Source organism: Streptomyces sp. NPDC050315, assembly GCF_040655775.1.
Classification (GTDB): Bacteria; Actinomycetota; Actinomycetes; order Streptomycetales; family Streptomycetaceae; genus Streptomyces.
The window spans coordinates 280,769-305,093 of the sequence record NZ_JBFAKN010000001.1 but is presented as its reverse complement, the minus strand read 5'-3'; the positions used below and the strand labels follow the sequence as shown (position 1 = coordinate 305,093).

Below are 24,325 nucleotides of genomic sequence, written 5' to 3'. Positions count from 1 at the left end.
TCGTTATGACTCCGGCGTGTCGTGGGCCGCCAGGATGTCTGTCACCGTGTCGGCCTCCTCCGGCGATTTGTCCTCCCGGTAGCGCAGCACCCGGGCGAACCGCAGGGTGACGCCCGCAGGGTAGCGGGTGGAGGTCTGGAGGCCGTCGTAGGCGATCTCCACGACGAGCTCCGGGCGTACGGTCACGACATGGCCGCGCTGGTCCACGGTGAGTTCCTGAAGCCGTTCGGTCTGCCAGGCGAGGGTGGCGTCGGTCAGGCCCTTGAAGGTCTTGCCGAGCATGACGAACGAGCCGTCGGGCCCGCGGGCGCCGAGGTGGAGGTTGGAGAGCTTGCCGGCGCGCCGGCCGTGTCCCCACTCCGCCGCCAGCACTACGAGGTCGAGGGTGTGGACTGGTTTCACCTTTAGCCATGAGGCGCCGCGCCGTCCCGCGCTGTAGGGCGCATCCAGGGCCTTGACCACGACGCCCTCGTGGCCGCGGCGCAGCGTCGCGGCCCAGAAGTCCTCCACCGTCTCCAGCGCCGCCGGGTCGGCCGGGTCCTGGACGACGACCCGGCGGACCCGCATCGGCTCGGGCACGATCCGGGCCAGCTCCGCGTGGCGGTCGGCGAAGGGGAGGTCCATCAGGTCCCGGTCGTCCGCCGCCAGGATGTCGAAGAAGACCGGGGAGAGCGGCAGCGCGGCGTGCGCGGCGGCCACATCGACCCGGGAGCCGAAGCGCCCGGCGGTGCGCTGGAACGGCAGCGGGCGCCCGTCCGCGTCCAGCGCGATGACCTCGCCGTCGAGCACGAACCGGGTGACCGGCAGGGCACGCGCGGCCTCGACGACCTCGGGGAGCCGGTCGGTGACATCGTCCAGGGTGCGGGTGTGCACGCGCACGTCGTCGCCGTCGCGGTGCACCTGTACCCGGATGCCGTCGAGCTTCTCCTCCACGGCGCAGGCGCCCAGCTTGCCGACCGCCTCGGCCGGTGACTTAGCGCTGTGCGCGAGCATCGGGCCGACGGGGCGGCCCACGGTGAGCCGGAACCCGGCCAGCGCGGGCGGGCCGTCGGACAGCAGGGCCCTGGCCACCTCCTGCAGCCCGCCGAGCATCACGGCCCGACGCACGTCCGCCGGGGGTGCGTCCGTCGCCGCCGCCAGCCCCTCGACGGCGAGTGCGTCCAGCGCGCCCTGGCGCACCTCGCCGGTCAGCAGGCCGGTCAGGAAGCGCTGTTCCGGCTCGGTGGCGGTGGCCAGCAGCTGCTGCACCAGCCGGCGGCGTTCGGCCTGGGCGCCGGTGCCGGTGATCCGGGAGAGCGCGGTGAGACCCGAGTCGACGCCGCGTACGGTCAGTACGGCCTGCTCGGCCGGGGGAGCGGGGTCGCGCAGGGCGTTCCAGCCGATGCCGATCCGCCCCTGGGGCAGCCGTCCGGCCAGATAGGGGATGACCACCGGCACGTCCTCGGGCGCGGCCTCCCGGAACAGCCCGGCCAGCAGCGCGATCTTCCGGGAACGCGCGGAGGTCGCGGCGACTTCTTGGGACACGCGGGCAAGGTGGGCCAGCAGCATACGGCCATCGTGCCTCGCACGGCCCGGACACGCCTCCGGGCGGAGCCCGGCCGTTACGACCTGAACGCGCCAAAAGTTGGCGCGCCCTGCACCCTTTGTGACCTTTGGCCATTGCCATTCGTTGACATCGACTTGGTGAGTCTTTTACTTTCGACCGGTGCGGTAAAAGCGCACGTCAGCGCCGCATGACCAGCACCGCACTCCACCTCTCGGAGGTTCGTATGGAACAGCTCATCAAGAAGATGGCTCAGGACGACGTCTGGCAGGGCTGGGTCGCCGCCAACTCGGCGCAGAAGTCGGACAAGGACGGCTGTATCAGCGCGTCGCCGAAGTCCGGCTGCATCAGCGCGACGAAGACCGGCTGCATTTCCTGACCCGTCGCTGCCCGGTGTTTCCGGGCCGGCCGGCGGCGGCCGTCTCCGCCGCCGGCCGGCCCCGGCCCACGAGCCCTGTTGAGGTTTCCCTTGAAGGTTTCCCCGGACGGTCAGCCGACGGCCGAGGTCATCGCGCGCGTCAAGGACATTCCGATCTACCGTGACGCGCTGGCCCGCGGCCATTTCCCGGTACTGGAAAAGGCCGAGATCGCGCGCGGCTTCCCGGACAACTGGATGACGCCCGCGCTCGCGACGGCGCTCGAATCCGGCGAGGCGGAATTCGTGCTCTCCACGGGCACCAACCACGCCCGGATGCAGCTCATCCGTCCCCCGTACTTCCTCCTCCGCTCCTATTACCGGCTGTGGAGCGAGCACCCGGATCTGCGGGAAACCTGGGAAGCGGACTGCCGGCGCGTCTCCCTGACGACGGTGCTCGCGACGGAACACGTCGCCCGGGTGAATGCCAGGAAGCGCGGCGAGGAGCCGCCGCCCGAGCCGCGTGTGGAGGACCGCCGGCTCGACGCCCGCACCTCTTACCTCAATCTCCGCCTCGACCCCGCGCTCTGGGAGCGCGCCGACGTCGAGCGGATGCTCGCCGAAATCGAAGCGGCCCGGCAGACGCACCCACGCGGGTGGTACCACCTGGACTGTTCCGGCTACCACTTGGCGCATCTGCTGCAGAAAATCCACACCTGGGGTCTGTGGGACGCGTTCTCGCCACCGGCGAGCATCATCCACGCCTACGAATACACGCCGGTCAACGTGCGCCGGTATCTCCAGCAGCACTTCGCGTGCCCGATCATCGACCTGTTCGGCAGCACGGAGCTGGGTTACCTCTTCTACAGCGACCGCCGCGGCCGCTACCACCCCTTCCTCGACGAGATGGGCGTCGAACTCGCGCCGGTGGCCGAGGGCAGCGGGCTCTTCCACCTCATCGTCACCAGCCTGCGCAATCCGCACATGCCGCTCGTCCGCTACCGCTCCGGCGACTGCGCCCGCACGTCGGACGGCACCCCCGACCCGGCGAAAATCACCCAATTCTGCGGCCGGGAAAAGGAATTGCTGGATTCCCCCGCGGGCCCGGTGTCGCAAGGCGACCTGGACGCACTCGTCGGCTCCGTCTCGCCCCGCGTCTTCGTCCACCAGCTGCGGGTCCTCAGCCCCGCCGAGGCCGTGCTCGCGTACACCACGTTCGACGGCAAGCCGCTCGCATCCCCACAGGTGGCCGCCCTGGGGCACGGCGTACGCGAACTGACCGGCCGCCGCTGCGTACTCGACCACCGGGACCACATTCCCATCGGAAAGTCGGGGAAGTACGCCTGGCTCGCCCCGGACGGAAAGTGAGAAGGACCATGACCACGAAGACGTTCGTGACGGCGGACGACCTCACGGCGCTGCTCGGCCCCGCGCTGTACGCGGAACTGGTCGGGCACTTCGCGGCCGGCGCCGACGCGCCCCGCGAGTACACCGAACGCCAGGCGCTGGAATGCCTGCGGTACCTCTATCTGATCTCCAAGTACCCCGAAGAACTCAGCGGGTTGTTCCTGCCCGTCGAGCAGGAGATCGACGAATTCTGGCACTACCTCATCCTGCAGACGCGCGAATACCGGGCGCTGTGCGAAGAACGTCTGCCGGGGAAGTTCTTCATCGAACACCGCAGCATCGGGTACGAGGAGTACCAGCAGGAGCCGGGGCGCGAGCAGGCGATCGAAGAGGCGCTGCGCTGGATTCCGCTGTACTGCCGGGAATTCGGCCCCTTCGACGAGGGCGCGCTGCCGCACTGGACCATCGTCCGCTTCCTGCACGAGCGGCTGGACATGTCCTTGCAGGAGATCTCCGCGCTGGAACCGGCACGGGGCCCACAACTATGACGGACATGACCGAACGGACCGGGACCGCCCCGGCGCACGGGCCGCCGGTAGTCACCGCGTTGCCCGTGGCCACCGCGCAACGCCGCATACTGACCGTCCTGGTGCTCTCCCAGATCCTCAGCGGCGCGGGCCTGGCCGCCGGCATCACCGTCGGCGCGCTGCTCGCCGAGGAAATGCTCGGCTCGACGGGGACGGCCGGCCTGCCCAGCGCCCTGTTCACCGGCGGGTCGGCGCTCGGTGCCGTGGCCGTCGGCCGGCTGTGCCAGCGCTGGGGCCGGCGCCCCGGCCTCGCGCTGGGCTACGGCGTGGGCGCGCTCGGCAGCCTCGGTGTCGTCGCGGCCGCCGCCACCGCCGATGCCGTACTGCTCTTCGTCTCGCTCACGGTCTACGGCGCGGGCACGGCCACCAATCTGATGGCCCGTTACGCCGGGGCCGACCTGGCGGCGCCCGAGCGGCGCGGCCGGGCGGTGAGCACCGTACTGATGGCCACCACACTCGGCGCGGTGGCCGGGCCGCTGCTGGTGACCGCCACCGGCGAGATCGCGCACGGCTGGGGCATCCCGCGCCTGGCGGGCCCGTTCGCCCTGGCCACCGTCGCCTTCGCGGCGGCCGCGGTCCTCCTCGGCACGCTGCTGCGCCCCGACCCGCTGCGGCTGGCCCGCACCCTGGCCGACACGGCCGTCCAGGCCGACGCGGACCCGGCGCCGAGCACGCCCGTCCGCCCGGACCGGCGCCGCCTCCTCGCCGGTACCTCCGTCATGGTGACCGGCCAGCTCGCGATGATCGCGATCATGACCATGACGCCGGTCCACATGCGGGCGCACGGCCACAGCACCGGGGCCGCGGGACTGGTCATCGCCCTTCATGTCGCGGCGATGTTCCTGCCCTCCCCGCTGACGGGACTCCTCGTCGACCGGGCCGGGCGGCTGCCGGTCGCGGTCGCGTCCGGCGTGACGCTGTGCGCGGCAGGCATTGTGGCGGCCCTGGCGCCTGTCCACTCCGTACCGGCGCTCGCCACCGCACTCGTCCTGCTCGGCCTCGGCTGGAACTTCGGCCTGATCAGCGGCACCGCCCTGGTCACCGACGCACTGCCGGCGGCCACCCGCGCCCGTACGCAGGGCCTGCTGGACGTGGCCCTCGCCGTCGCGGGGGCCACCGGCGGACTGTCCTCCGGAATGGTCGTCGTCGCGGGCGGCTTCCCGCTGCTGGCCCTCGCCGGAGGAGCGCTGGCGCTGGCGGTCGTGCCCGTCCTGGCGCTGACCGTACGGCGGCCCCGGCCCGGCCCCGCCGCGCCCGAGGGGAGCCCGTGACATGCCCCGGACGCACCGCACACGCGCGCCCCCACCACCTCGTACGTCCCGAACCGCCTCCGCACGGCCGACGACCCATCGAGATCCGCTTTCGCCGCTCCCGCAGTGGCACCCTCAGCAACAGGAGACACCTCCTCGTGGAGACCTTCATCCAGCAGGCCCGGGGCCTCAACGCCCGCATCGCCGAACGTCCTGACGAAAGGGAGAGCTTCGGCCGCCTCGCCAACGGCCAGTCGCCGCTCGCCCTGTTCATCACCTGCTCCGACTCCAGGGTCGTACCGTCTCTGATCACCGGCGCACGGCCCGGTGAGCTCTTCGAACTGCGGACGGCCGGCAACGCCGTGCCCGCGTACCGCGAAGACATGTCCGCCTGCGGGGAGGCCGCGACCATCGAGTACGCGATGCGCGTACTGAAGGTCGCCGACATCATCGTGTGCGGCCACTCGCACTGCGGCGCGGTAGGTGCCCGGGCGCGCGCCGACGACCTGAACGATGTGCCCGCCGTACGGGACTGGCTCGCCGAGCAGTTCTCCGCCGAACTGCCGCAGGACGACACCCCGGCGGTGGCCGGCGCCGTCCAGCGCCATGTGCGCGAGCAGCTCGACCGGCTGCGCGGCTACCCCTGCGTCCGCGAGCGCATCGACGCCGGCGAACTGACGCTGCACGGCTGGTTCTACGAGGTGCACACCGGCCTCGTCATGGCGCACGATCAGGAGACCGACGCGTTCCTCCCGCTCTGACGCACCCGGGGCCCCGCCCGGTCTTTCGGCCGGGCGGGGCCCGCAGGGCAGGAAAGCGTATGTCAGGCGTGGGTGTGGTCGGCCGGTTCACGGCTGCCGCTCTTGGCCAGGCCCCGGCTGATCAGGTAGCCGATGCTGAGCAGGGTGACGTACAGCCATGCCTGGTCAGCGGGGAAGGGGTCCACGCCGGTGTCATTGCCCACCACGGCGGAGGCGATGAGCACGGCCACCACGGCGGCCACGTAGACGAAGAACTCGGTGGTCTTGAAGGACGGTTTGGTCTCGGTGTGCGTGGGTCGCGCGGCGGTACGAGTACTCCTCGGCATGCCGGATTCCGAGTACCCGGGGGACGAAGCGGCGGTCATGGTGCGCCTGCTTTCTCACGAGGGTCACCCGGCGGTCGCCGGGTGCGGCGCACGCGTACCCGGGCGGGAGACACGAGAACGCCGCGCGCCCGCCGCCCGCCGGCACCCGGAAGCTGTCGGCCAGTAGCCCACCCGCCAGAAGACGCCCTCTGTGAAGGGACAGGCCGACGTGAGCCGCCGCCGGGGCCAGAGAGACGCCTGCCCGCGCGTCTGACCCCACCTCACACTCCGACATTGGCCGGAACGGACCGGCCGTCAGCGGCACCTCATACCGAGTCGCCGGTGCCGTCGTTCGCGGTGAGGCGCAGGTCGCCGCGGAGCACCGAGGACGCTACGTCGGTGATGTCGCGGCCGGTCGCGAATGCCTCCGCGCGCAGCCGGGAGAGCGCGGCCGGGCAGGGGATGCCGAGCTGGACGGCGATCATGCCGGTGGCCTGGTGGACCTCCGCGCGATGCAGGTGCACCAGGCCGGCGGCCCCCGGCGGTGTGCACGCAGTGTCTTCGAGGGCCGGCGGCGGCAGCCGCATGCGCAGAAGGAAATCGGTCAGCGCGTCACAGAGCGTCAGCGCGTGCCCGATGCTCTCCCCGCTCATCATTCCCGGCCGGCGGCGATAGCCGGTCAGCGCACCCACCTTCATGGACCCCAGCCGTAGCGGAAAGGCGAAGACCGCCCGGACGCCCAGCTGTGTGACGGCCGGCAGGAAGCCCGCCCAGCGTGCCCCCGGCGCCGACGACACATCGGCCACCAGGCAGATCGCACCGGCGCGCGCGGCTTCCAGGCTGGGCCCCTCGCCCAGGGTGAACTGCAGGTCCTCCAGCCGCGCGCCGACCTCCTCGCTGAACCAGACCAGCTCCGGTTCCCCGACGAGCAGCGAAGCGGCCAGCCCGTCCAGGCCCAGCGCGGCCGCCGCCTCCCCGGCCCACTGCGCGGCGAAGTCCGCCTCGCGGCCCTGCGCCAGCACGTCGACCAAGCCCTTGACGGTGCTCTCCACCATGTCGCAGCGCCCCCTTCGAGCCGTACCGTGCCGCTCCCGAGCCGGCATCGAGCCACCGTGACCGGTGGGTCGATGCATCGGCCAAGCGACGTCGTCAGCGTCCACCCCGCGTCGGCCCGGGCACAAGCGCTCGGGTACGTGGTCTTGACGCCTCTCGCTCGCCCTGGGCTCCCCGGCGCCGAGGGAGGCCCGCGCCGAGGTTCACCCGTCCGGGTGCAGCGCGATCCTATTGTCACCGTGCGTCGGCCGGACAATTTCCGGCATGTATCCGCTCATGTGGGACACTCGTCTTGTATCACATGCCTGTAGTTCACAGCGTGGGGCCGACTGGCGGCCACCACCGGGGAATGTCCGTGGAGTATCCGTGGATGTCCGTGCGACAGGTGATCGGAGGAGCGATGTCCACGGGCACCGGTCGACTGGCCGTCACCGTTCTTACGAAGTGCGACGCCTGCGCCGTGCTGCGGGTGCGCGGCGAGCTCGACCATGCCTCGGAGGAGGGGTTTCTCTCCTCCACCGGTGTGATCCTCGCCGACGGGTACCGCTATCTCGTCCTGGACGTGGCCGCGCTCACGTTCTGTGACTCCCGCGGCTTGAACTGTCTGCTCGCCCTGCACTGGCTCCTGCGTCGCCGGGAGGGCGCCCTGCTGCTCGCGTGCGCCGGCCGTCGCCTCTCCGAGCTGCTGCGGCACACCGGAAGCGACAAGCTCTTCCCGCAGCACACCACCGTCAGTCAGGCCCTCGCCGCCCTCCCCGTCGAGCACCGCCCGACCTGGCCGCCGCTGCCCGCTGCATAGCCGCTCGACCCTCCCGGGCGTTGTGACATGGCTCACCCGTCCTGCCGAAAACACCTGCCGCCCGCGCCCCGTATCCCCCGTCGTTCGTGCGCACCAGCACGACACGACAGGACACGGCGAGACACGGACGGAGTACGGCAATGGGTGAGCAGACGGTCGAGACGACGGGTGAGCAGCGGAGCCGGCGGACGGGCGGTCGCCGGGGAGCCGCGCGGGCCGGGCTCGGCCTGGCGGTGAGCGTCGGCGCCGCGCTGCTGCTGGCGGCGTGCGGGGGCGGCGGGGAGGCGAAGGACGACGCGGCGAAGAAGGACTCCTCGGCCAAGCCCTCGGCGGCGGCGCCCGCCACCGAAGGGAAGCTGGCCACCCGGACGACCGAGCTGGGCAAGGTACTGACCGACGGTCGCGGCTACACGCTGTACACCTTCGACAAGGACACCGCGAAGTCCTCCGCCTGCACCGGGAAGTGTGCCGCGCTCTGGCCGCCGGTGACCGGGGCCCCGAAGGCCGACGGTCTTCCCAAGGACGCGGGCACGCTGAAGCGCCCGGACGGCGCCACCCAGGCCACGTACGACGGCCAGGCGCTGTACCGCTTCGCCAAGGACACCGCGCCGGGCAAGACCGCCGGTGACGGGGTCAAGGGAGTGTGGCACGCCGTGGTGATCGAGCCGTCCGCTGACGGTGCGTCATGACGGATGGCGCCGTACCGCCCGCAGAGCAACATCGCCCAGTGATCAGCCGGCGGAACGCCCTGCTCGGGCTCGTGGCGATCGGCGGCGCCGGCACGGTGAGCGTCGGCGGACTCGCCTACGCCGGCGGCCGGTTCCCCGCCGACCGGCTGACACCGGCCGACTTCGCCGACCGGTTCGAGGAGGTGTACGGGAAGCACACCGGATTCCGGCGCAACCATGCGAAGGGCGTGAGTGTCTCCGGGTACTTCACCGCCAACGGGGCGGGCGCCGAGGTGTCCAGGGCCAGTGTGTTCGCGTCCGGCCGCACCCCCGTGACCGGCCGGTTCTCGCTCTCGGGCGGGCTGCCGGACGCCCCCGACGCCACGCCCACCGTGCGCGGGCTCGCGCTGCTCTTCCACCTGCCGGACGGCGAGCAGTGGCGCACCGCGATGATCAACCTCCCGGTCTTCCTGGACCGCTCCCCGGAGGGCTTCTTCGCGCGGATGCTCGCGGCCAAACCACTGCCGGGAACGGGCAAGCCGGACCCGGAGAAGATGGCCGCCTTCCTCGCCCGGCACCCGGAAACCGCCAAGGCGATGGCCATCGTCAAGAAACACCCGCCCACGTCCGGCTTCGACGACAGCACCTACAACGGCCTCAACGCCTTCCGCTGCACCAATGACGCGGGCGACACCGTCCCCGTGCGCTGGACGCTGAAGCCCATGCAGCCGGTCCGGCCGGGCAGTACCACTGCGCCGCCCGGCCGCGACCACCTCTTCGACGCGCTCATTGCCAACATCTCGCAGGAACCGCTGCGTTGGCGGCTGTTGCTGACGGTCGGCAGGGCCGGTGACCCCACGGACGACGCCACCCGGCCGTGGCCCGCAGGCCGCCGCACGATCGACGCCGGGACGCTGACGATCGACTCCGTACAGACCGAGGCGGCCGGCAACGCCCGGGACATCAACTTCGATCCGCTCATCCTGCCGGACGGGATCTCGGCCTCGGACGACCCGCTGCTCAGCGCCCGTTCGGCGGTCTACTCCCAGTCGTTCACCCGAAGATCGGGCGAGCCCAAGACACCGAGCCCGGTCGACGTCGCGAAGGGGCAGTGATGAGCGGAACGGAGAAGTTCGGCGTTCTCGCCCGGCTGCTGCACTGGGGGATGGCGGTCATGGTCCTCGCCATGCTGTTCATCGGCGCCGCCATGGTGGCCTCCCCGACCGCCTACGACGCGCTGCAGGACATCCACCGGCCGCTCGGGATGCTGATCCTCGTCTTCACGGTGGTGCGGTTCGTGAACCGGCTCCGGCACCGGCCGCCGCAGCTCCCGCCGACCATGCACCGGTGGGAACGCGCGGCGGCGCAGGGCTCGGAGTACCTGCTCTACGCCCTGATGTTCGCGCTGCCGCTGATCGGCTGGGGCATGCTGTCGGCGGCCGGTTACCCCATCGTGCTGTACGGGCCGCTGCGCCTGCCGGGCCTGCTGCCGGCCGACCCGGCCCTGTACGCGGCGCTGCGGCAGGCCCACACCGTACTGGCCTATCTGCTCTTCGCGGCCTTCCTCGCGCACGCGGGTGCGGTGCTGTTCCACACCCTCGTGCTGCGCGACCGGCTGCTGCGCCGGATGGCGTTCGGGCGGGCTGCGGTCAGGCGAGAGTGACCTCGACCGGCAGCTTCTTGATGCCGTTGACGAAGTTGGAGCGGACCCGCGGAACCTCGCCGGTGACCCGGATGTCGGCGATCCGCGGGATCAGCTCCTCGAACATGATGCGCATCTCGGTGCGGGCGAGGAGGTTGCCCAGACACAGGTGCGGGCTGCCCTTGCCGAAGGTGACGTGGTCGTTGTTCTCGCGGGCCACGTCGAAGTCGTAGGGGTTGCCGAAGACCTGCTCGTCGCGGTTGCCGGAGGCGTACCACATGACGACCTTGTCGCCTTCCTTGATGCGCTTGCCGCCGAGCTCGACATCGCGGGTGGCGGTGCGGCGGAAGTGGTACACCGGCGAGGCCCAGCGCAGGAACTCCTCGACCGCCGTGGGGATGAGCGAGGGGTCCTTGCGCAGCCGGTCGAGCTGGTCGGGGTTGTTGATCAGCGCGAGCATGGCGTGGCTGATGGAGTGCCGGGTGGTCTCGTTGCCGGCGACGACGAGCAGCAGGAAGTAGTTGTCGAAGTCCTGCGCGGAGAGCGGGACTCCGTCGCGCGGGGTCTGATTGACCAGCCGGGAGATCAGGTCGGTGCCGTCGCCGCCGCGCCGCTGCCGGGCCAGCTCGCGCCCGTACGCGAAGACCTCCAGCGAGGCGGGGGAGCGGAACGGCAGGTCGCGGTACTGCTCGCTCTCCTCGCTCTCCAGCAGCACGTCCGCGTAGTCGGGGTCGGTGTGGCCGATGATGCGGTTGCCCCAGTCGATGAGCTGCTGGTTGTCCTCCGGCGGCACGTCCAGCAGCCGGGCGAGGACGTTGATGGGGAAGTCGGCGGAGACCTCCTCGACGAAGTCGAAGCTGCCCTTGGCGAGCGCGGCGTCCAGCGTCTTCGCGGTCAGGCCGCGCAGGAAGTCGGCGTACTGGTTGATGATGCTCGCGCCGAACTGGCGCTGCAGCAGGCTGCGCATCGCGCGGTGCCGGACGCCGTCCAGCTCCAGCATCGAGGCGCGCCTTTTGATCTGGTCCTCGTCCACCTCCTCGAGGTTGACGAACTTGGTGGAGGTGAAGGTCTCGGCGTCCCGGTCGACGCGGGCGATGTCCGCGTGCCGGGTGACGGACCAGAAGCCGGAGTTGGGCGCCTCCTCCGGCTGCCAGTGGACCGGGTCCTGGTGGCGCAGGGTGTGGAACATCCGCCACGGGGTGACGCCGTCGGTGAAGTTGTCCAGGTCGGCGAGGTTCACCTCGTCCAGCGGGAGCGGCTCGTGGACTTCGGGCAGGGGGCTGGTCATCGGTGGCTCCTTGCAGGCAGTGCATGCCTTGCGGGTACGGGTGGGCGCGCGGTCACAGGTGGTACGCGTACTCGGTGAACTCCCAGTCCGTGACGTACTGCTGGAAGCGGGCGACCTCATCGCGCTTGTAGGCGAGGAAGGCCGAGGCGAAACCCTTGCCGAGGACCGCGGTGAGTTCGGTGTCGGCCTCGAAGGCGTCGAGCGCCGCGGGCAGTGTCATCGGCAGGGTCGCGGCCTTGGTGGTGTCGTAGCCGTAGCCCTCCAGCGGCGCGGGCGGCTCCTGGCCGGCCCGCACGCCGAGCAGCGCGGCCGCGAGGGTGCCCGCGAGCAGGAGGTACGGGTTGGCGCTGGCGTCGGCGAGGCGCAGTTCGAAGCGGGCGCCGGCGCCGCGCTCGGGCGGAATGCGGATCATGGCGCTGCGGTTGTCCAGGCCCCAGTCGATCAGCCAGGGCGCGAGGGTGTCGGGCCCGAACCGCTTGTAGGAGTTGACCGTGGGGTTGAGCAGCGCGGTCAGTGCGGGGGCGTGGGCGAGGACGCCGGCGATCGCGTGGCGGGCGGTGGCGGAGAGCCCGTGCGGCGCGGCGGGGTCGTCGAAGGTGTTGTGGCCGTCGCCGTCCAGGCAGGAGACATGGGCGTGGAAGCCCGAACCGCCCTCGTCGTTGAAGGGCTTGGCCATGAAGGTGGCCAACCGGCCTTCGGTGCGGGCGAGTTCCTTGATGGCCGATTTGAAGCGGAAGGCCCGGTCGGCGGCGTCGAGCGCGGCGGAGTGGGTCAGGTTGATCTCGAACTGGCCCGGGCTGAATTCATGGTTGCCCATGCTGGCGCCGATGCCGAGGTCGCGCAGGTGGCGCAGGGTACGCAGCAGATGGCCGTCCGGGTCGCCGCGGCGGCCCGCGGTGTAGACATTGCCGGGGGCCTCGGCGTACCGCTTCCAGCCCGAGGGCGAGCCGGGGTCCGGGTCGCACAGGAAGTACTCCAGCTCGGGGCCGACCACCGGGGCCAGCCCCTCCTCGGTGCACTGGGCGAGCACATGGCGCAGCAGGTCGCGGGGGGATTCCGGGGCCGGTGAGCCGGTGGCGGGGTCGAGTACGTCGCCGAGGCACCAGGCGACGCCCGGCTCCCAGGGCAGCGGGGCCAGCGTGCTCAGGTCCGGGCGGACGGCGATGTCCGGCAGGCCGGCGTCCAGGCCGCCCGCGACCTCGACAACGTCGCCCTGCGGGCTGGTGTGGTACACCGCCCGGCAGAAGGCGAGGCCGTGGTCGCAGGCCGAGGGCAGGTGGTCCAGCAGCACGTCGCGGGCGCGGTCGGTGCCGATGAGATCGGGATAGGCGACGCGGATGACGTCGATGCCGTCGGCGGCCAGTCGGTCCATGTGCTGTCGGAGCCGGGCCTGCTGCTGGAGCTGCGGGGAATCGGGAGCGCTCACCAGTGTCTCCTCGGAGGGGCGGGAACGGTGGCGGGGAAGGACCGGGGCCGCGCTGAGTGAGGCCCTGCAAGTCATTTGACGCCAAACGGTAGGGAACGGCGGAGGGTCCCGCAAGAGGCGGGCGGCAAAAATTTATCCATGCGGATAGGTGTTGACCAGGAGTCGTGGTCTTCCTATGTTGTTTGACGCCAAACGACTTATGGGTTCCACCACCAGGAGGCCGGCCATGAAGGTCGTCGTCGACATGAACAAGTGCCAGGACCACGGCCAGTGCGTCTTCGCAGCCCCCGACGTCTTCCACCTCGACGCGGACGGGCACCTCGGCTACGTCAGCGACCCCGACGACACACTGCGCGAGGACGTCGAGGAAGCCGCCGACGTCTGCCCGCTGCAGGCCATCCGGATCGAGGACTGACCGATGGCCGCCCGCATCGTGGTGGCCGGCGCCGCCATGGCCGGCCTGCGCGCCGCCGAGCAGCTGCGCGCCGCCGGATTCACCGGCCCGATCACCCTGATCGGCGACGAGCCGCACATGCCGTACAACCGCCCGCCGCTCTCCAAAGAAGTCCTCGCGGGCAAAGCCCCCTTCGAGTCCCTCGCCTTCCGGCCCCGCGCGAGCGTCGCCGACGTGGAATGGCGCCTCGGTACGAGGGTGACCGCCGCCCGGCTCGCCGAGCGGACCGTGGACCTGGCGGACGGCGAACGGCTGGCCTTCGACGGCCTGGTGATCGCCACCGGTATGCGGCCCCGGCGGCTGCGCTGCCCCGGCCCCGCCGCCGGCCGGCACACCGTCCGCACCCTCGCCGACGCCCAGGGCCTGCGCGCCGCGCTGACCCGGCCCGGCGCCCGGGTCGTCGTGGTCGGCGCCGGCTTCATCGGCTGCGAGGTCGCCGCCACCGCCGTCGGCCTCGGCGCCACCGAGGTCACCGTCGTCGACCCCGAACCACTGCCGATGCTCCGCCCGCTCGGCGTACTGCCCGCCCGGCTGCTGCTCCGGCGCCACGAAGAGCGCGGCGTACGCTTCGCGCTCGGCACCGGCGTCACCGCCTTCGAGGGCGAGGACCATGTCACCGGCGTCGTCCTCGGCGACGGGAGGGTGCTCCCGGCCGATGTCGTGGTCGAGGCGGTCGGCTCGGCGGCCAACACCGAATGGCTCGACGGCAACGGCCTGGACCTCACCGACGGCGTACTCACCGACGCAGTGCTGCGGGCCGACGGCCTGCCGTACGTGGTCGCCGTCGGGGACGTCGCCCGCTTCCCCAACGCCCGCTACGACAACGTCCCGCGCCGCGTCGAGCACTGGTCGATCCCCGGCGACACCGCCAAACGCGCCGCGAAGACTCTCGCCGCCCACCTCGCCGGCGCCGAGCCCGACCCCACCCCCTTCGCGCCGCTCCCCACCTTCTGGAGCGACCAGCACGACTTCCGTCTGCAGTCCTTCGGCGCCCCGTCCCTCGGCCTTACCGACGTACGCGTCCTCTCCGGCGACCCGGACGGCGACGTGGTCGTGGGGTACCACGCCGACGGCCGGCTGGTCGGCGTCCTCGCCCTCGGCGGCCCGGCCGCCACCTCCGGCGCCGCCCGTCACCGCGCCGAACTGCTCCAGCAGCCGGCCCCCAGCACCCAGCACGCCTGAAGGAGACCGACCACCATGGCCAGCGTCCGCGGTTACTTCCAGCCCAAGACGGCGACCGGTTCCTCGTCGCTCATCCCCTCGCCCCCCTGGCACTACTCCGGCGACCTCCTCACCGTCGAGTACCGCACCGACCCCGCGCGCGTCCGCGAACTGCTGCCCGAACCGCTCGGACTCGCCGAGGAGGACCCCGGCGCCGTCGCCCTCATCTGGGCCGACTGGCAGTCCTGCGCCGCCTCGGGGGAAGAACTGCTCGACCCCGTACGCGCCCAGTACAAGGAAGCCTTCGCGGTCGTCCGCTGCTCCTACAAGGGTCGTACGTACTCCCGCTGCGTGTACATCTGGGTCGACAAGGACTTCGCGATCGCCCGCGGCCTGCACCAGGGCTACCCGAAGAAGCTCGGCTCCATCCACCAGACCCGTCCGCACCCCTACGGCCCGGCGCCGCGCATCGAAGCGGGCGCCCGCTTCGGCGCCACGCTCGCGGCCGCCGACCGGCGTCTCGCGCAGGCCGTTGTGACGCTGCGCGAGGAGTCGGAGAGCAATGGCTTCGTCAACGGCCACCCGATGGCCCACCACCGCTGGCTGCCGTCCATCGAGCCGGGCAAGGGCCTCGCCCTGGACGAGCTGATCGAGAGCGGCGCCGCGTCCTTCGAGGCGGGGCCCGCCTGGCGCGGCGACGCCGAACTGGAGCTGTTCGACGCGCCCACCGAGGAGCTGGCCCGGCTGGAGATCCGCGAGCCGATCGCCGCGTACTACCGCCAGGTCGGCGTCGTCTGGAACGGCGGCACCCTCCTGGAGTCCGGCACCTCCGCCGCCGAGTGACCGACACCTTCGTACCCCTGGGAGACCGGACATGACCGCACACCTCACCACCGTCGCCGGCGTCGCCGTCGACACCCGGCACTGGATCGGCGGCGCGCGCGTCGCCTCCGCCGCCACCTTCACCGATGTCTCGCCGGTCGACGGCGCGGCCCTGGGCGAGATCGCCCGCGGCACCGCCACGGAGGCCGAAGTGGCCGTCGCCGCGGCCAAGGAGGCGTTCCCCGGCTGGGCCGCCACCCCGCGCGCCGAACGCGCCCGCCTCCTCCATGCCATCGCCGACGGCGTCGAAAAGCGCATCGAAGAGCTCGCGATCGTCGAAACCACCGACAACGGCGCGCTGCTGCGCTCGCACCGCCGCGGCGTGATGCCGCGCGTCGCCCACAACTTCCGCTTCTTCGCCGACTGGCTGCTGAAGCTGGAACACGAGGACTTCGAGACAAGGGGCCACACCAACCACGTCTCCTGGGACCCGGCAGGCCCCTGCGTGCTGATCACGCCGTGGAACGCACCGCTGATGCTCGCGTCCTGGAAGATCGCCCCGGCCCTGGCCGCCGGCAACACCGTGGTCCTCAAGCCCGCCGAGTGGACCCCGCTCACCGCCTCGCTCTTCGCCGACATCGCGCACGAGGCGGGCCTGCCGGCCGGTGTCTTCAACGTCGTACAGGGATACGGCGCCGAGGCGGGCAGCGCCCTGGTGTCACACCCCGACGTGCGCCGTATCAGCTTCACCGGCTCGGTCCCGACCGCCAAGACCATCGCCGCGTCGGCCGCAGCGCACCTCGTCCCCACCAGCTTCGAACTCGGCGGAAAATCCCCGCTTTTGGTTTTCGCCGACGCGGACCTGGATCTCGCCGTGGACCTGGCGGTGGAGCAGTACGACAACGCCGGGCAGGTCTGCCTGGCCGCGACCCGCCTCCTCGTCGAGTCCTCGGTGGCCGAGGAGTTCACCCGCCGCTTCGTCGCGAAGGCGTCGCAGCTGACGCAGGGTGACCCGCGCGACGAGGCCACCGACATCGGGCCCAACATCCACCCCCGTCAGCTGGAGAAGATCGACGGATTCGTGCAGCGGGCGCTCGCCGCCGGCGCTCGCGCGGTCATCGGGGGACACCGCAAGGACGGCCAGTACTACGCGCCGACCCTCCTCACCGATGTCGCCCAGGACTCCGAGGTCGTCCAGGAGGAGGTCTTCGGCCCCGTCCTCACCCTGCAGACCTTCGACACCGAGGAGGAAGCGGTCCGGCTCGCCAACGACACCCGCTTCGGCCTCGCCGCGACCGTCGCCACCGGCGACCACGAGCGCGCCGAACGCGTCACCGATCAGCTCGTCGCCGGCACTGTCTGGGTCAACTGCTTCTTCGTCCGCGACCTCCAGGCCCCCTTCGGCGGCTCCCGCGAGTCCGGCGTCGGCCGCGAGGGCGGCACCTGGAGCTTCGACTTCTACTGCGACCTCAAGAACACCGTCACCTCGCCGAAGGGCTGGCGCGACCATGGGTGAGATCGTCGGCGCCGGGCTGCTCGCCCACGTCCCCACCATCGTCCTGCCGGAGGAGACCCGGCGGGAGCTCAACGAGGGCAAGGAGATCACCCTCGTCACCGGCCTGCGCCGGCTCCGCAAGGACGTCTTCGAGACCGCCGACTACGACACCGTCGTCGTCCTGGACTCGCACTGGGCCACCACCGTCGAATTCGTCGTCACCGCCCAGCAGCGCCGGGCCGGCCTCTTCACCTCCGAAGAGCTGCCGCGCGGCATGTGCCGGATGCCGTACGACTTCCCCGGCGACCCCGAACTGGCCGAGAACATCGCCCAGTTCGCGGACAAGCACGGCACCTGGATCACTCCGATCGATGACGAATACCTGCCCATCTACTACGCCACCATCAACCTCTGGAAGCACCTCGGCGAGGGGCTGCCCGACAAGAAGTGGGTCTCCATCGGGGTCTGCCAGACCGGCGACATGGAGGACCATCTGCGCCTCGGTCGCGCCCTCGCCGACGGGATCGCCGCCACCGAGGGCCGCAAGGTGCTGCTCATCGCCTCCGGCGCCCTCTCGCACACCTTCTGGCCGCTGCGGCAGCTGCGCGACCATGAGGCCAGCGACCCCGTCCACATCTTCACCCCCGAGGCACGCGCGGCGGACGAGCAGCGCATCGCCTGGTTCAAGGACGGCCGCCACGACGAAGTGCTGCGCACCATGCCGGACTTCTGGAAGTACAAGCCCGAAGCGAAGTTCTTCCACTACCTGATGCTGGCCGGCGCGCTGGGCGAGGCGGGCTGCACCGCCCGCGGGCGCCAGTACGGGGAGTACGAGAACTCCGTCGGCACCGGCCAGGTCCATCTGTGGTTCGACCGTCCCGCGGACGGCTGGACCGCGCCCCGCCCCTCCAAGGAGACCACCCATGCCTGAGTACCGCCGCATCCTCCTCGACGGCGCCGTCGTCGAGACCGTCCGCGAGGGCGAGGAGCTGGTGGCCCGTGACGGCCGCCGCGTCAAGATCGATGACGCCCGGCACCTGCCGCCGGTCGTCCCCTCCAAGATCGTCGCGGTGCATCTGAACCACCGCAGCCGGGTCGAGGAGTTCCGGATCAAGCTGTCCGCAACCCCCACCTACTTCCACAAGCCGACCTCTTCCCTCAACTCCCACCAGGGCGCGATCGTCCGCCCCGAGGGCTGCAAGTGGCTGAACTACGAGGGCGAGGTCGCCATCGTCATCGGGAAGACCGCACGCAACATCGCACCGGCCGACGCGGGGGAGTACATCGCGGGCTACACCGTCGCCAACGACTACGGCCTGCACGACTTCCGCGACACCGACGCCGGCTCCATGCTCCGCGTCAAGGGCTCCGACACCCTCTGCCCGCTCGGTCCGGGGCTGGTCACCGACTGGGACTTCCGCGGCAAGTACCTCCGTACGTACGTCAACGGCGAGCTCGTCCAGGACGGGTCGACGGACGAGATGGAGTGGGACATGCACTACCTCGTCGCCGACATCGCCCGCACGATCACCCTGTACCCCGGTGATGTGCTGCTCTCCGGTACGCCGGCCAACTCGCGGCCCGTACAGCCCGGCGACGTGGTCGAGGTCGAGGCCGAGGGCCTGGGCCGGCTGAGCAACCACATCGTGACCGGCCCGACCGCGATCCGCGGCGACGTCGGCGCCCAGCCCACCGAGTCCGAGGAGGTCCGCTCCACCGCGCTCGGCGGCGACTGGGAGTTCCGCGGCATCCGCCCGCCGAAGCGGGGCTGATGGCCGGCTCGGCGGGCCGCCCGGGGCCGCGTGACCTGTGGATAGGCTGGCCGGCATGACGGAAGCAGCCAAGCAGGCACGCGGCCGCGGCGGCCGCCGGGAGGTGGGGTACGGCGAGGGCCGGGACGCCCTGCTCAACGCGGCGGTCCGGGTCGTGGCGCGGGGCGGCCTGCGCAAGCTGACCTACCGGGCGGTCGCCGAGGAAGCCGGCGTCACCCACGGCCTCGTCGTGCACCACTTCGGGTCCCGCGACGCGCTGATCGAGGAGGCGCTGGGGTACGTCGTACGGCAGAGCCTGACCAGCAGCCTGCTGGAGCCGGGCACCGGTAAGCCCGAGGACTTCGCGGCCGGCGTCTCCGCCATGGTCGAGACCGGCCCCGACCTCCAGGCGTTCCAGTACGAGCTGCTGCTGGAGGCGCGCCGCCGCCCGGACCTGCTGCCCCAGGTACGCGGCCTGTACGACGCGTACTTCGAGGCCTCCGCACGGGAACTCTCCCGGATGCTGCCGCACGAGCCGAGCCCCGCCCTCGCCCGCCTGGTCTTCGCGGCCCTGGACGGCCTCGTCCTGCACCAGCTGACCCTCGGCGACGCGGCGAACACGGCGGCAGCGCTCGACGAGCTGCGCTCCTTGCTGGGTCGACTGGCTGCGGACGACCGCTGATTTCGTTGTATTGCGTTCCTCGGTGAACCGATTCCGTTGATTCCTGGCGCATTGGCAACGGTATAGGTAGCGTACGGCCAATCGCATCGAGCGTCGGCCACTCACGGGGGACCGCACCATGAACGACCACGCACTGCCTGCCACGCTGCCGGAGACGGAGCGCACCCGGCACCGGCGGCTGCGGGAGCAGGGGAGCCTGGATCGCGCGGAGCTGGACGCCATCCTCGGCGCTGGGTTCGTCTGCCACCTCGGGGTGCTCGTCGACGGGCAGCCGATGGTCGTGCCGACCGTGTACGGGAGCGACGGGCGCACGCTGTACTTCCACGGCTCGGTCGCGAGCCGCAGCCTGGTGGCGTCCCCGGAGGCGACGGTGTGTGTGACGGTCACGCACGTGGACGGACTGGTGCTGGCCCGTTCCGTGTTCGAGCACGGCGTCAATTACCGCAGTGCCATGATCTATGGCGTGCCCCGTGCGGTCACCGACCCGGACGAGAAGCTGGCGGGGCTGCGCTGTCTGACCGAGCAGGCGGCACCGGGGCAGTGGGACTACGCCCGGCAGCCCAGCCGAAAGGAAATGGCGGCGACGGTGGTGCTCGCGCTGTCGCTGGCGGAGGCGTCGGTGAAGATCCGCACCGGCGGCCCCGACGACGGCGAAGGGCCCGACGCGGCGCTCGGGATCTGGGCCGGAATCCTTCCCCTGACCGCCAGTTGGGGCGCCCCGGAAGCGGACCCCCTCCTGCCGACGGGCATCGCACCGCCCCCGCACATCAGCAACCGGGCGCACACCCGAGCCGGCTGAAGCGTCACGTGCCCGCGTTCCCCCGCAGTTCCTCCACCGCGGTGCGGGCCGCGGCCCCGATCACCGCGTCGGCCCGCGGCAACACACTGTCCGCGCGCGCCGCTTGGGTGAAGACCACGGCGGTGTACGTGCTGCCGTCGGGCAGTTCGACCACCCCCGCCTCGTGGCGCATCGAGCCGAAGGTGCCCGTCTTGCCCGACACGGTCACGTCGTCGTACGGGAAACCGGACGCCAGCCGGTGCCGCCACGGCTGCCGGCCCATGACCTCGCGCATGAACGCGCAGCGCTCGGGGGAGGCGGCCCGTCCGGTCCAGATCGCCCGCAGCAGCCGCGCCATGTCGGCGGGCGTGGTGGCGGCCTTCGACAACGGGTTGTAGACGACCTCGGGCACGGTGTCGTCGTTGCTGGTGAGCCGGGCCATCGCGGCCGGCAGCGAGTCCGTGCCGGTCTCCGTGAGCAGCCGGTCCCAGGTCCCCGCGACGCCGCCGTGAATACGGGTGTCCGGCATCTCCAGATCGCGGCAGACCTCGTCGACCACCGACGTGCCGACCGTGCGGAGCAGCGCGTCGGCCGCCGTGTTGTCGGAGACGCTCATCATCATGACGACCAGGTCGCGCAGCGACATCGTGACGGCGTCCTGGAGGATCGAGATGCCGGTCGGACCGGCGACCCGGTCCGGCGGCTCCAGGGTCAGCCGCTCGCGCGGGTCGATCTCTCCGGCATCCGCCAGCCGGCAGAAGGCCACCATCAGCGGCACCTTGTAGACGGAGCCCATCGGCACCGCCTCGTCGGGATCGATGGTCACCTGTGCCGAGGGCCGGTCCAGCTCCGCCACGTGCAGCCAGCCGCGCACGCCCGCGTCGGCGAACATCTCGCGGATCGTGCGCTCCACACCGCTTCCCCGTCGCGTCCCGCTCATGTCGCCGCCTGCCGTTCGAGGGTGTCCACCAGCAGTTGGGCGGTGTCCGCGGTGTCCGCCGCGTCCGGCCGCCGCGGGTCCCACACCACCCGCAGCCGCAGCGGCAGCGCCGGATCGGTCGCCGGTCTGCGCGCCACGCCCTCGGCGGTCAGCGTCGCGTCGGCGGTGACCAGTACCGCCTGTCCCGCCGCCACGAGCGCGAGCCCGGCGCGCTCGTCGGACACCACAATGGTCTCCACCCGACGCCCGCGGCTGGCCAGCGTGTCGACGAACAGATCGTGCGCCGCGGGCGCCTCCTCGCGGGGCCGTACGGCAACGGGCAGCCCACCGGCCAGGGTTCGGCCGTGCGCGCCGCTGGGGGAGAGCACCCAGGTCGGGAACAGCACCACCCGCCCGGCGGCCAGGCCGTGCAGCACCGCCGGATGCCGGATCACCGCGAGGTCGAGGCGGCCCGCCGCGACATCGGAGAGCAGCGTGGCGGTCGGTGCCGTCAGCACCCCTATGCGGTTCTGTTCCCCCGCGCGCACCGGCGCCGCCGCCACGGCCGCCGCGAGCGCCGCCGGTACCTCCGGCGCCACGCCGAGCCGGAGCCGACGGCCGCCCGCGTGCTCCCGGGCGCCGATCTCCCGCAGCTCCCCGAGCGCGGCGAGCGCCCGGCGCGCGTGCGGCAGCAGCAGCGACCCCTCGTCGGTCAGGACGACACCCCGGGTGCGGTCGAACAGCCGCACTCCGAGCAGCGCCTCCAGCCGGCGCAGCCCCTGCGACAGTGGCGGCTGGGTGATCCCCACCCGCTGCGCGGCGGCCCCGAAGTGCTCCTCCTCGGCCAGCGCCACGAAGATTTCCAGGTGCCGTTCGGTCAGCATTCCATCCCCGTGGCGTGCGGTGATATGGCGAGTGAATCGATCGTAGGCCGAGATCATATTCGACATGGGGAGGGGGGACCGGTTCACTGCCTGGCCATGGACACCACACGAGTACGCCCGTCCCGCCGCACGGTGCTGGCCCTCGGCGCGGGCACCGCACTGGCCGCCGCGCTCCCCGCCTGCGCGTCGGCAGCCGCCGGAACACCGCACGGCAAGCGACTCACCGGGCAGTTCAAGCAACTGGAGCGGGAGCACGCCGCACGGCTGGGGGTGTACGCCCGCGACCTGGCCACCGGCCGCACGATCCGGTACCGCCCGGATGAGCGCTTCCCGATCTGCTCGGTGTTCAAGGGCCTCGCCGCCGCTGCCGTGCTGCGCGATCTCGACCACAACGGTGAATTCCTGGCCGAGCGCATCCACTACACGAAGAAGTACGTCACGGACGCCGGTTACGCGCCCATCAGCAGCAAACCCGAAAACGTCGCACACGGCATGACCGTCGCCGACCTGTGCGCCGCCGCCGTCAGCCACAGCGACAACGGCGCCGCCAACCTCCTCCTCCGCGAACTGGGCGGCCCCACCGCCATCACCCGCTTCTGCCGCTCGCTCGGGGACGAGGTGACCCGCCTCGACCGGTGGGAACCCCAGCTGAACTCGGCGGAGCCGTGGCGCACGACCGACACCACCACCCCCCGCGCCATCGGCACGACCTACGGCCGCCTCGTCGTCGGCCGCGCCCTCGCCACCGAGGACCGCAAGCGGCTGAAGCGCTGGCTGATCGAGAACACCACCAACACCAAGCGCTTCCGCGCCGGCCTGCCCGAGGGCTGGATCACGGCGGACAAGACCGGCGGCGGCAGCGAGTACGGCGTCGCCAACGACGTGGGCGTCGCCTGGCCCCCCGGCCGCTCCCCGGTCCTGCTGTCCGTCCTGACCACCACGCACGCGCCCGAAGGACCCTCGGACGACGCACTGGTCGCGAAGGCCGCGGAGCTGGTGGCGGCGGCGCTGGTCTGAGGCCGCGCGGGGATTCCGTATCCTGGCCGCCGCACGCTCGCCGAGGAGGGATCCCATTGGACAGGCCGACCACCGACAGCGGTGCCCAGGACGCACTGCGGCGGCGCCTGGGCACGACCGATGCCGTGCTGATCGGCCTCGGGGCGATGCTCGGCGCCGGCATCTTCGCGGCACTCGCCCCGGCGGCGGCCGCTGCCGGTTCCGGGCTGCTGCTCGGCCTGGCGCTGGCCGCGGTGGTGGCGTACTGCAACGCGACCTCCTCGGCGCGGCTGGCAGCGCGCTACCCGGCCTCCGGCGGCACGTATGTCTACGGCCGCGAGCGGCTCGGCGACTTCTGGGGCTACCTCGCCGGCTGGGGATTCGTGGTCGGCAAGACCGCCTCCTGCGCGGCCATGGCCCTCACCGCGGGCGCGTACCTCTGGCCCGACCACGCGCACCCGGTCGCGGTCGCCGCGGTGGTGGCACTGACCGCGGTGAACTACGCCGGGGTACAGAAGTCGGCCCGGCTCACCCGCGCCGTGGTCGCCGTCGTCCTGGCCGTACTCGCCGCAGTAGTGGCCGCCGTATTCGCCTCCGGCGAGACGGACGCCGCCCGGCTGTCGCTCGGCGGCGACATCACCGCCGGCGGCGTGCTCCAGGCCGCCGGCCTGCTGTTCTTCGCCTTCGCCGGATACGCGCGCATCGCCACGCTCGGCGAGGAGGTCCGCGACCCCGCGCGGACCATCCCCCGGGCCGTCCCGGTCGCGCTCGGCATCACGCTCGTGGTCTACGCCCTGGTCGCCGTCGCCGTCCTCTCGGTGCTCGGCCCAGGTGAACTGGCCGGTGCCGAGGCGCCGTTGGCGGATGCCGCACGGGCCGCCGGCGCGGCCTGGCTCGCGCCGTTGGTCCGGATCGGCGCCGCCGTGGCCGCGCTCGGCTCGCTGCTGGCGCTGATCCTCGGAGTGTCGCGGACGACCCTGGCCATGGCCCGGGACCGCCATCTGCCGCCCGCGCTGGCCGCCGTCCACCCGCGGTACAAGGTGCCGCACCGAGCCGAACTCGCGGTCGGCGCGGTCGTGGCCGTCCTCGCCGCGACGGCGGACCTGCGCGGCGCGATCGGCTTCTCCTCGTTCGCGGTGCTCGCGTACTACGCCGTGGCCAACGCCGCGGCATGGACCCTCACCCCCGCCGAGGGCCGCCCGCCGCGCATCGTCCCGGCGGTCGGCCTCGCCGGCTGCCTGACCCTGGCCTTCGCCCTGCCCGTCTCCTCCGTCCTGGCGGGCGCTGCGGTACTGGCCATCGGCGCGGCCGTGTACGGCATCCGCCGCATCACTGCCGACTGACCAGGGTCAGGCAGGC

26 protein-coding genes are annotated in these 24,325 nt (G+C 71.9%); 19 read left to right on the top strand and 7 right to left on the bottom strand.

The window, feature by feature from the left end; genetic code table 11:
* Window positions 1–3 precede the first annotated feature (3 nt).
* On the bottom strand, window positions 4–1,548 hold the full coding sequence (locus AB0I82_RS01430; RefSeq protein ID WP_363254969.1) for an ATP-dependent DNA ligase: 1,545 nt from the start codon (window positions 1,546–1,548) through the stop codon (window positions 4–6).
* A gap of 221 nt (window positions 1,549–1,769) precedes the next feature.
* Here AB0I82_RS01430 and AB0I82_RS01425 point away from each other — a divergent pair, with 221 nt between their 5' ends.
* The 5 genes from AB0I82_RS01425 to AB0I82_RS01405 all read left to right on the top strand — a co-directional run bounded on the left by AB0I82_RS01425 (window position 1,770) and on the right by AB0I82_RS01405 (window position 5,843).
* Window positions 1,770–1,922: a hypothetical protein gene (locus AB0I82_RS01425; RefSeq protein WP_363254968.1), complete on the top strand. Its 153-nt coding sequence runs from the start codon at window positions 1,770–1,772 to the stop codon at window positions 1,920–1,922.
* A 90-nt stretch (window positions 1,923–2,012) separates the two neighbouring features.
* Window positions 2,013–3,266, top strand: coding sequence for a hypothetical protein (locus tag AB0I82_RS01420; RefSeq protein ID WP_363254967.1), 1,254 nt, complete (start codon window positions 2,013–2,015; stop codon window positions 3,264–3,266).
* A gap of 8 nt (window positions 3,267–3,274) precedes the next feature.
* The gene (locus tag AB0I82_RS01415) at window positions 3,275–3,793 is read left to right on the top strand and encodes a hypothetical protein (protein ID WP_363254966.1); all 519 of its coding nucleotides are present in this window, start codon (window positions 3,275–3,277) and stop codon (window positions 3,791–3,793) included.
* On the top strand, window positions 3,790–5,103 hold the full coding sequence (locus AB0I82_RS01410; protein ID WP_363254965.1) for an MFS transporter: 1,314 nt from the start codon (window positions 3,790–3,792) through the stop codon (window positions 5,101–5,103). Before AB0I82_RS01415 ends, AB0I82_RS01410 begins: the two co-directional genes overlap by 4 nt.
* A 137-nt stretch (window positions 5,104–5,240) precedes the next feature.
* The gene (locus AB0I82_RS01405; RefSeq protein WP_363254964.1) at window positions 5,241–5,843 is read left to right on the top strand and encodes a carbonic anhydrase; all 603 of its coding nucleotides are present in this window, start codon (window positions 5,241–5,243) and stop codon (window positions 5,841–5,843) included.
* Between the two features lie 62 nt (window positions 5,844–5,905).
* On the opposite strand, the gene AB0I82_RS01400 is transcribed toward AB0I82_RS01405, so the two are convergent.
* Window positions 5,906–6,208 carry a hypothetical protein gene (locus AB0I82_RS01400; protein WP_363254963.1) on the bottom strand — a complete coding sequence of 101 codons (303 nt, stop codon included), beginning with the start codon at window positions 6,206–6,208 and terminating at the stop codon, window positions 5,906–5,908.
* Between the two features lie 266 nt (window positions 6,209–6,474).
* A complete protein-coding gene (locus AB0I82_RS01395; RefSeq protein ID WP_363254962.1) occupies window positions 6,475–7,203 on the bottom strand; it encodes an ANTAR domain-containing protein in 729 nt (242 codons plus the stop codon).
* A gap of 398 nt (window positions 7,204–7,601) precedes the next feature.
* Here AB0I82_RS01395 and AB0I82_RS01390 point away from each other — a divergent pair, with 398 nt between their 5' ends.
* The 4 genes from AB0I82_RS01390 (at window position 7,602) to AB0I82_RS01375 (ending at window position 10,331) form a co-directional block, all read left to right on the top strand.
* Window positions 7,602–8,000 (top strand): STAS domain-containing protein, encoded by a 399-nt coding sequence (locus tag AB0I82_RS01390; protein ID WP_363254959.1) that lies wholly within the window; start codon window positions 7,602–7,604, stop codon window positions 7,998–8,000.
* Window positions 8,001–8,140: 140 nt separating this feature from the next.
* Window positions 8,141–8,689 (top strand): hypothetical protein, encoded by a 549-nt coding sequence (locus tag AB0I82_RS01385; protein WP_363254958.1) that lies wholly within the window; start codon window positions 8,141–8,143, stop codon window positions 8,687–8,689.
* 38 nt (window positions 8,690–8,727) lie between these two features.
* Complete coding sequence (locus tag AB0I82_RS01380; protein ID WP_363254957.1) at window positions 8,728–9,783, top strand: catalase family peroxidase; 1,056 nt, start codon at window positions 8,728–8,730, stop codon at window positions 9,781–9,783.
* A complete protein-coding gene (locus AB0I82_RS01375; RefSeq protein WP_363254956.1) occupies window positions 9,783–10,331 on the top strand; it encodes a cytochrome b in 549 nt (182 codons plus the stop codon). The genes AB0I82_RS01380 and AB0I82_RS01375 overlap by 1 nt, the downstream gene beginning before the upstream one ends.
* Here the strand turns inward: AB0I82_RS01375 and AB0I82_RS01370 are convergent.
* Both AB0I82_RS01370 and AB0I82_RS01365 read right to left on the bottom strand, forming a co-directional pair.
* Window positions 10,318–11,598: a cytochrome P450 gene (locus AB0I82_RS01370; RefSeq protein ID WP_363254955.1), complete on the bottom strand. Its 1,281-nt coding sequence runs from the start codon at window positions 11,596–11,598 to the stop codon at window positions 10,318–10,320. The two genes, AB0I82_RS01375 and AB0I82_RS01370, sit on opposite strands and share 14 nt — an antisense overlap.
* Before the next feature lie 52 nt (window positions 11,599–11,650).
* A complete protein-coding gene (locus AB0I82_RS01365; RefSeq protein WP_363256033.1) occupies window positions 11,651–12,970 on the bottom strand; it encodes a glutamine synthetase family protein in 1,320 nt (439 codons plus the stop codon).
* A gap of 280 nt (window positions 12,971–13,250) precedes the next feature.
* Between AB0I82_RS01365 and AB0I82_RS01360 the strand changes: the two genes are divergently transcribed.
* From AB0I82_RS01360 to AB0I82_RS01325, 8 genes are all read left to right on the top strand, one after another.
* Window positions 13,251–13,439, top strand: a complete 189-nt coding sequence (locus AB0I82_RS01360) for a ferredoxin (protein WP_363254954.1) — start codon at window positions 13,251–13,253, stop codon at window positions 13,437–13,439.
* Between the two features lie 3 nt (window positions 13,440–13,442).
* The gene (locus AB0I82_RS01355) at window positions 13,443–14,660 is read left to right on the top strand and encodes an FAD-dependent oxidoreductase (RefSeq protein ID WP_363254953.1); all 1,218 of its coding nucleotides are present in this window, start codon (window positions 13,443–13,445) and stop codon (window positions 14,658–14,660) included.
* A gap of 15 nt (window positions 14,661–14,675) precedes the next feature.
* On the top strand, window positions 14,676–15,482 hold the full coding sequence (locus tag AB0I82_RS01350) for an acetoacetate decarboxylase family protein (protein WP_363254952.1): 807 nt from the start codon (window positions 14,676–14,678) through the stop codon (window positions 15,480–15,482).
* Window positions 15,483–15,513: 31 nt separating this feature from the next.
* A complete protein-coding gene (locus tag AB0I82_RS01345; protein WP_363254951.1) occupies window positions 15,514–16,977 on the top strand; it encodes an aldehyde dehydrogenase in 1,464 nt (487 codons plus the stop codon).
* Window positions 16,970–17,887 (top strand): 3,4-dihydroxyphenylacetate 2,3-dioxygenase, encoded by a 918-nt coding sequence (locus AB0I82_RS01340; RefSeq protein ID WP_363254950.1) that lies wholly within the window; start codon window positions 16,970–16,972, stop codon window positions 17,885–17,887. The genes AB0I82_RS01345 and AB0I82_RS01340 overlap by 8 nt, the downstream gene beginning before the upstream one ends.
* Window positions 17,880–18,728 carry a fumarylacetoacetate hydrolase family protein gene (locus AB0I82_RS01335; RefSeq protein ID WP_363254949.1) on the top strand — a complete coding sequence of 283 codons (849 nt, stop codon included), beginning with the start codon at window positions 17,880–17,882 and terminating at the stop codon, window positions 18,726–18,728. The genes AB0I82_RS01340 and AB0I82_RS01335 overlap by 8 nt, the downstream gene beginning before the upstream one ends.
* A 55-nt stretch (window positions 18,729–18,783) precedes the next feature.
* Window positions 18,784–19,389: a TetR family transcriptional regulator gene (locus AB0I82_RS01330; RefSeq protein ID WP_363254948.1), complete on the top strand. Its 606-nt coding sequence runs from the start codon at window positions 18,784–18,786 to the stop codon at window positions 19,387–19,389.
* 118 nt (window positions 19,390–19,507) lie between these two features.
* The gene (locus AB0I82_RS01325) at window positions 19,508–20,188 is read left to right on the top strand and encodes a pyridoxamine 5'-phosphate oxidase family protein (RefSeq protein WP_363254947.1); all 681 of its coding nucleotides are present in this window, start codon (window positions 19,508–19,510) and stop codon (window positions 20,186–20,188) included.
* A gap of 4 nt (window positions 20,189–20,192) precedes the next feature.
* On the opposite strand, the gene AB0I82_RS01320 is transcribed toward AB0I82_RS01325, so the two are convergent.
* The gene (locus AB0I82_RS01320; RefSeq protein WP_363254946.1) at window positions 20,193–21,107 is read right to left on the bottom strand and encodes a serine hydrolase; all 915 of its coding nucleotides are present in this window, start codon (window positions 21,105–21,107) and stop codon (window positions 20,193–20,195) included.
* Window positions 21,104–21,970 carry a LysR family transcriptional regulator gene (locus AB0I82_RS01315; RefSeq protein ID WP_363254945.1) on the bottom strand — a complete coding sequence of 289 codons (867 nt, stop codon included), beginning with the start codon at window positions 21,968–21,970 and terminating at the stop codon, window positions 21,104–21,106. Before AB0I82_RS01315 ends, AB0I82_RS01320 begins: the two co-directional genes overlap by 4 nt.
* 96 nt (window positions 21,971–22,066) lie before the next feature.
* Here AB0I82_RS01315 and bla point away from each other — a divergent pair, with 96 nt between their 5' ends.
* Window positions 22,067–22,987, top strand: coding sequence for a class A beta-lactamase (gene bla, locus AB0I82_RS01310; RefSeq protein ID WP_363254943.1), 921 nt, complete (start codon window positions 22,067–22,069; stop codon window positions 22,985–22,987).
* Between the two features lie 56 nt (window positions 22,988–23,043).
* The gene (locus tag AB0I82_RS01305) at window positions 23,044–24,309 is read left to right on the top strand and encodes an APC family permease (protein WP_363254942.1); all 1,266 of its coding nucleotides are present in this window, start codon (window positions 23,044–23,046) and stop codon (window positions 24,307–24,309) included.
* Window positions 24,310–24,325 lie beyond the last annotated feature (16 nt).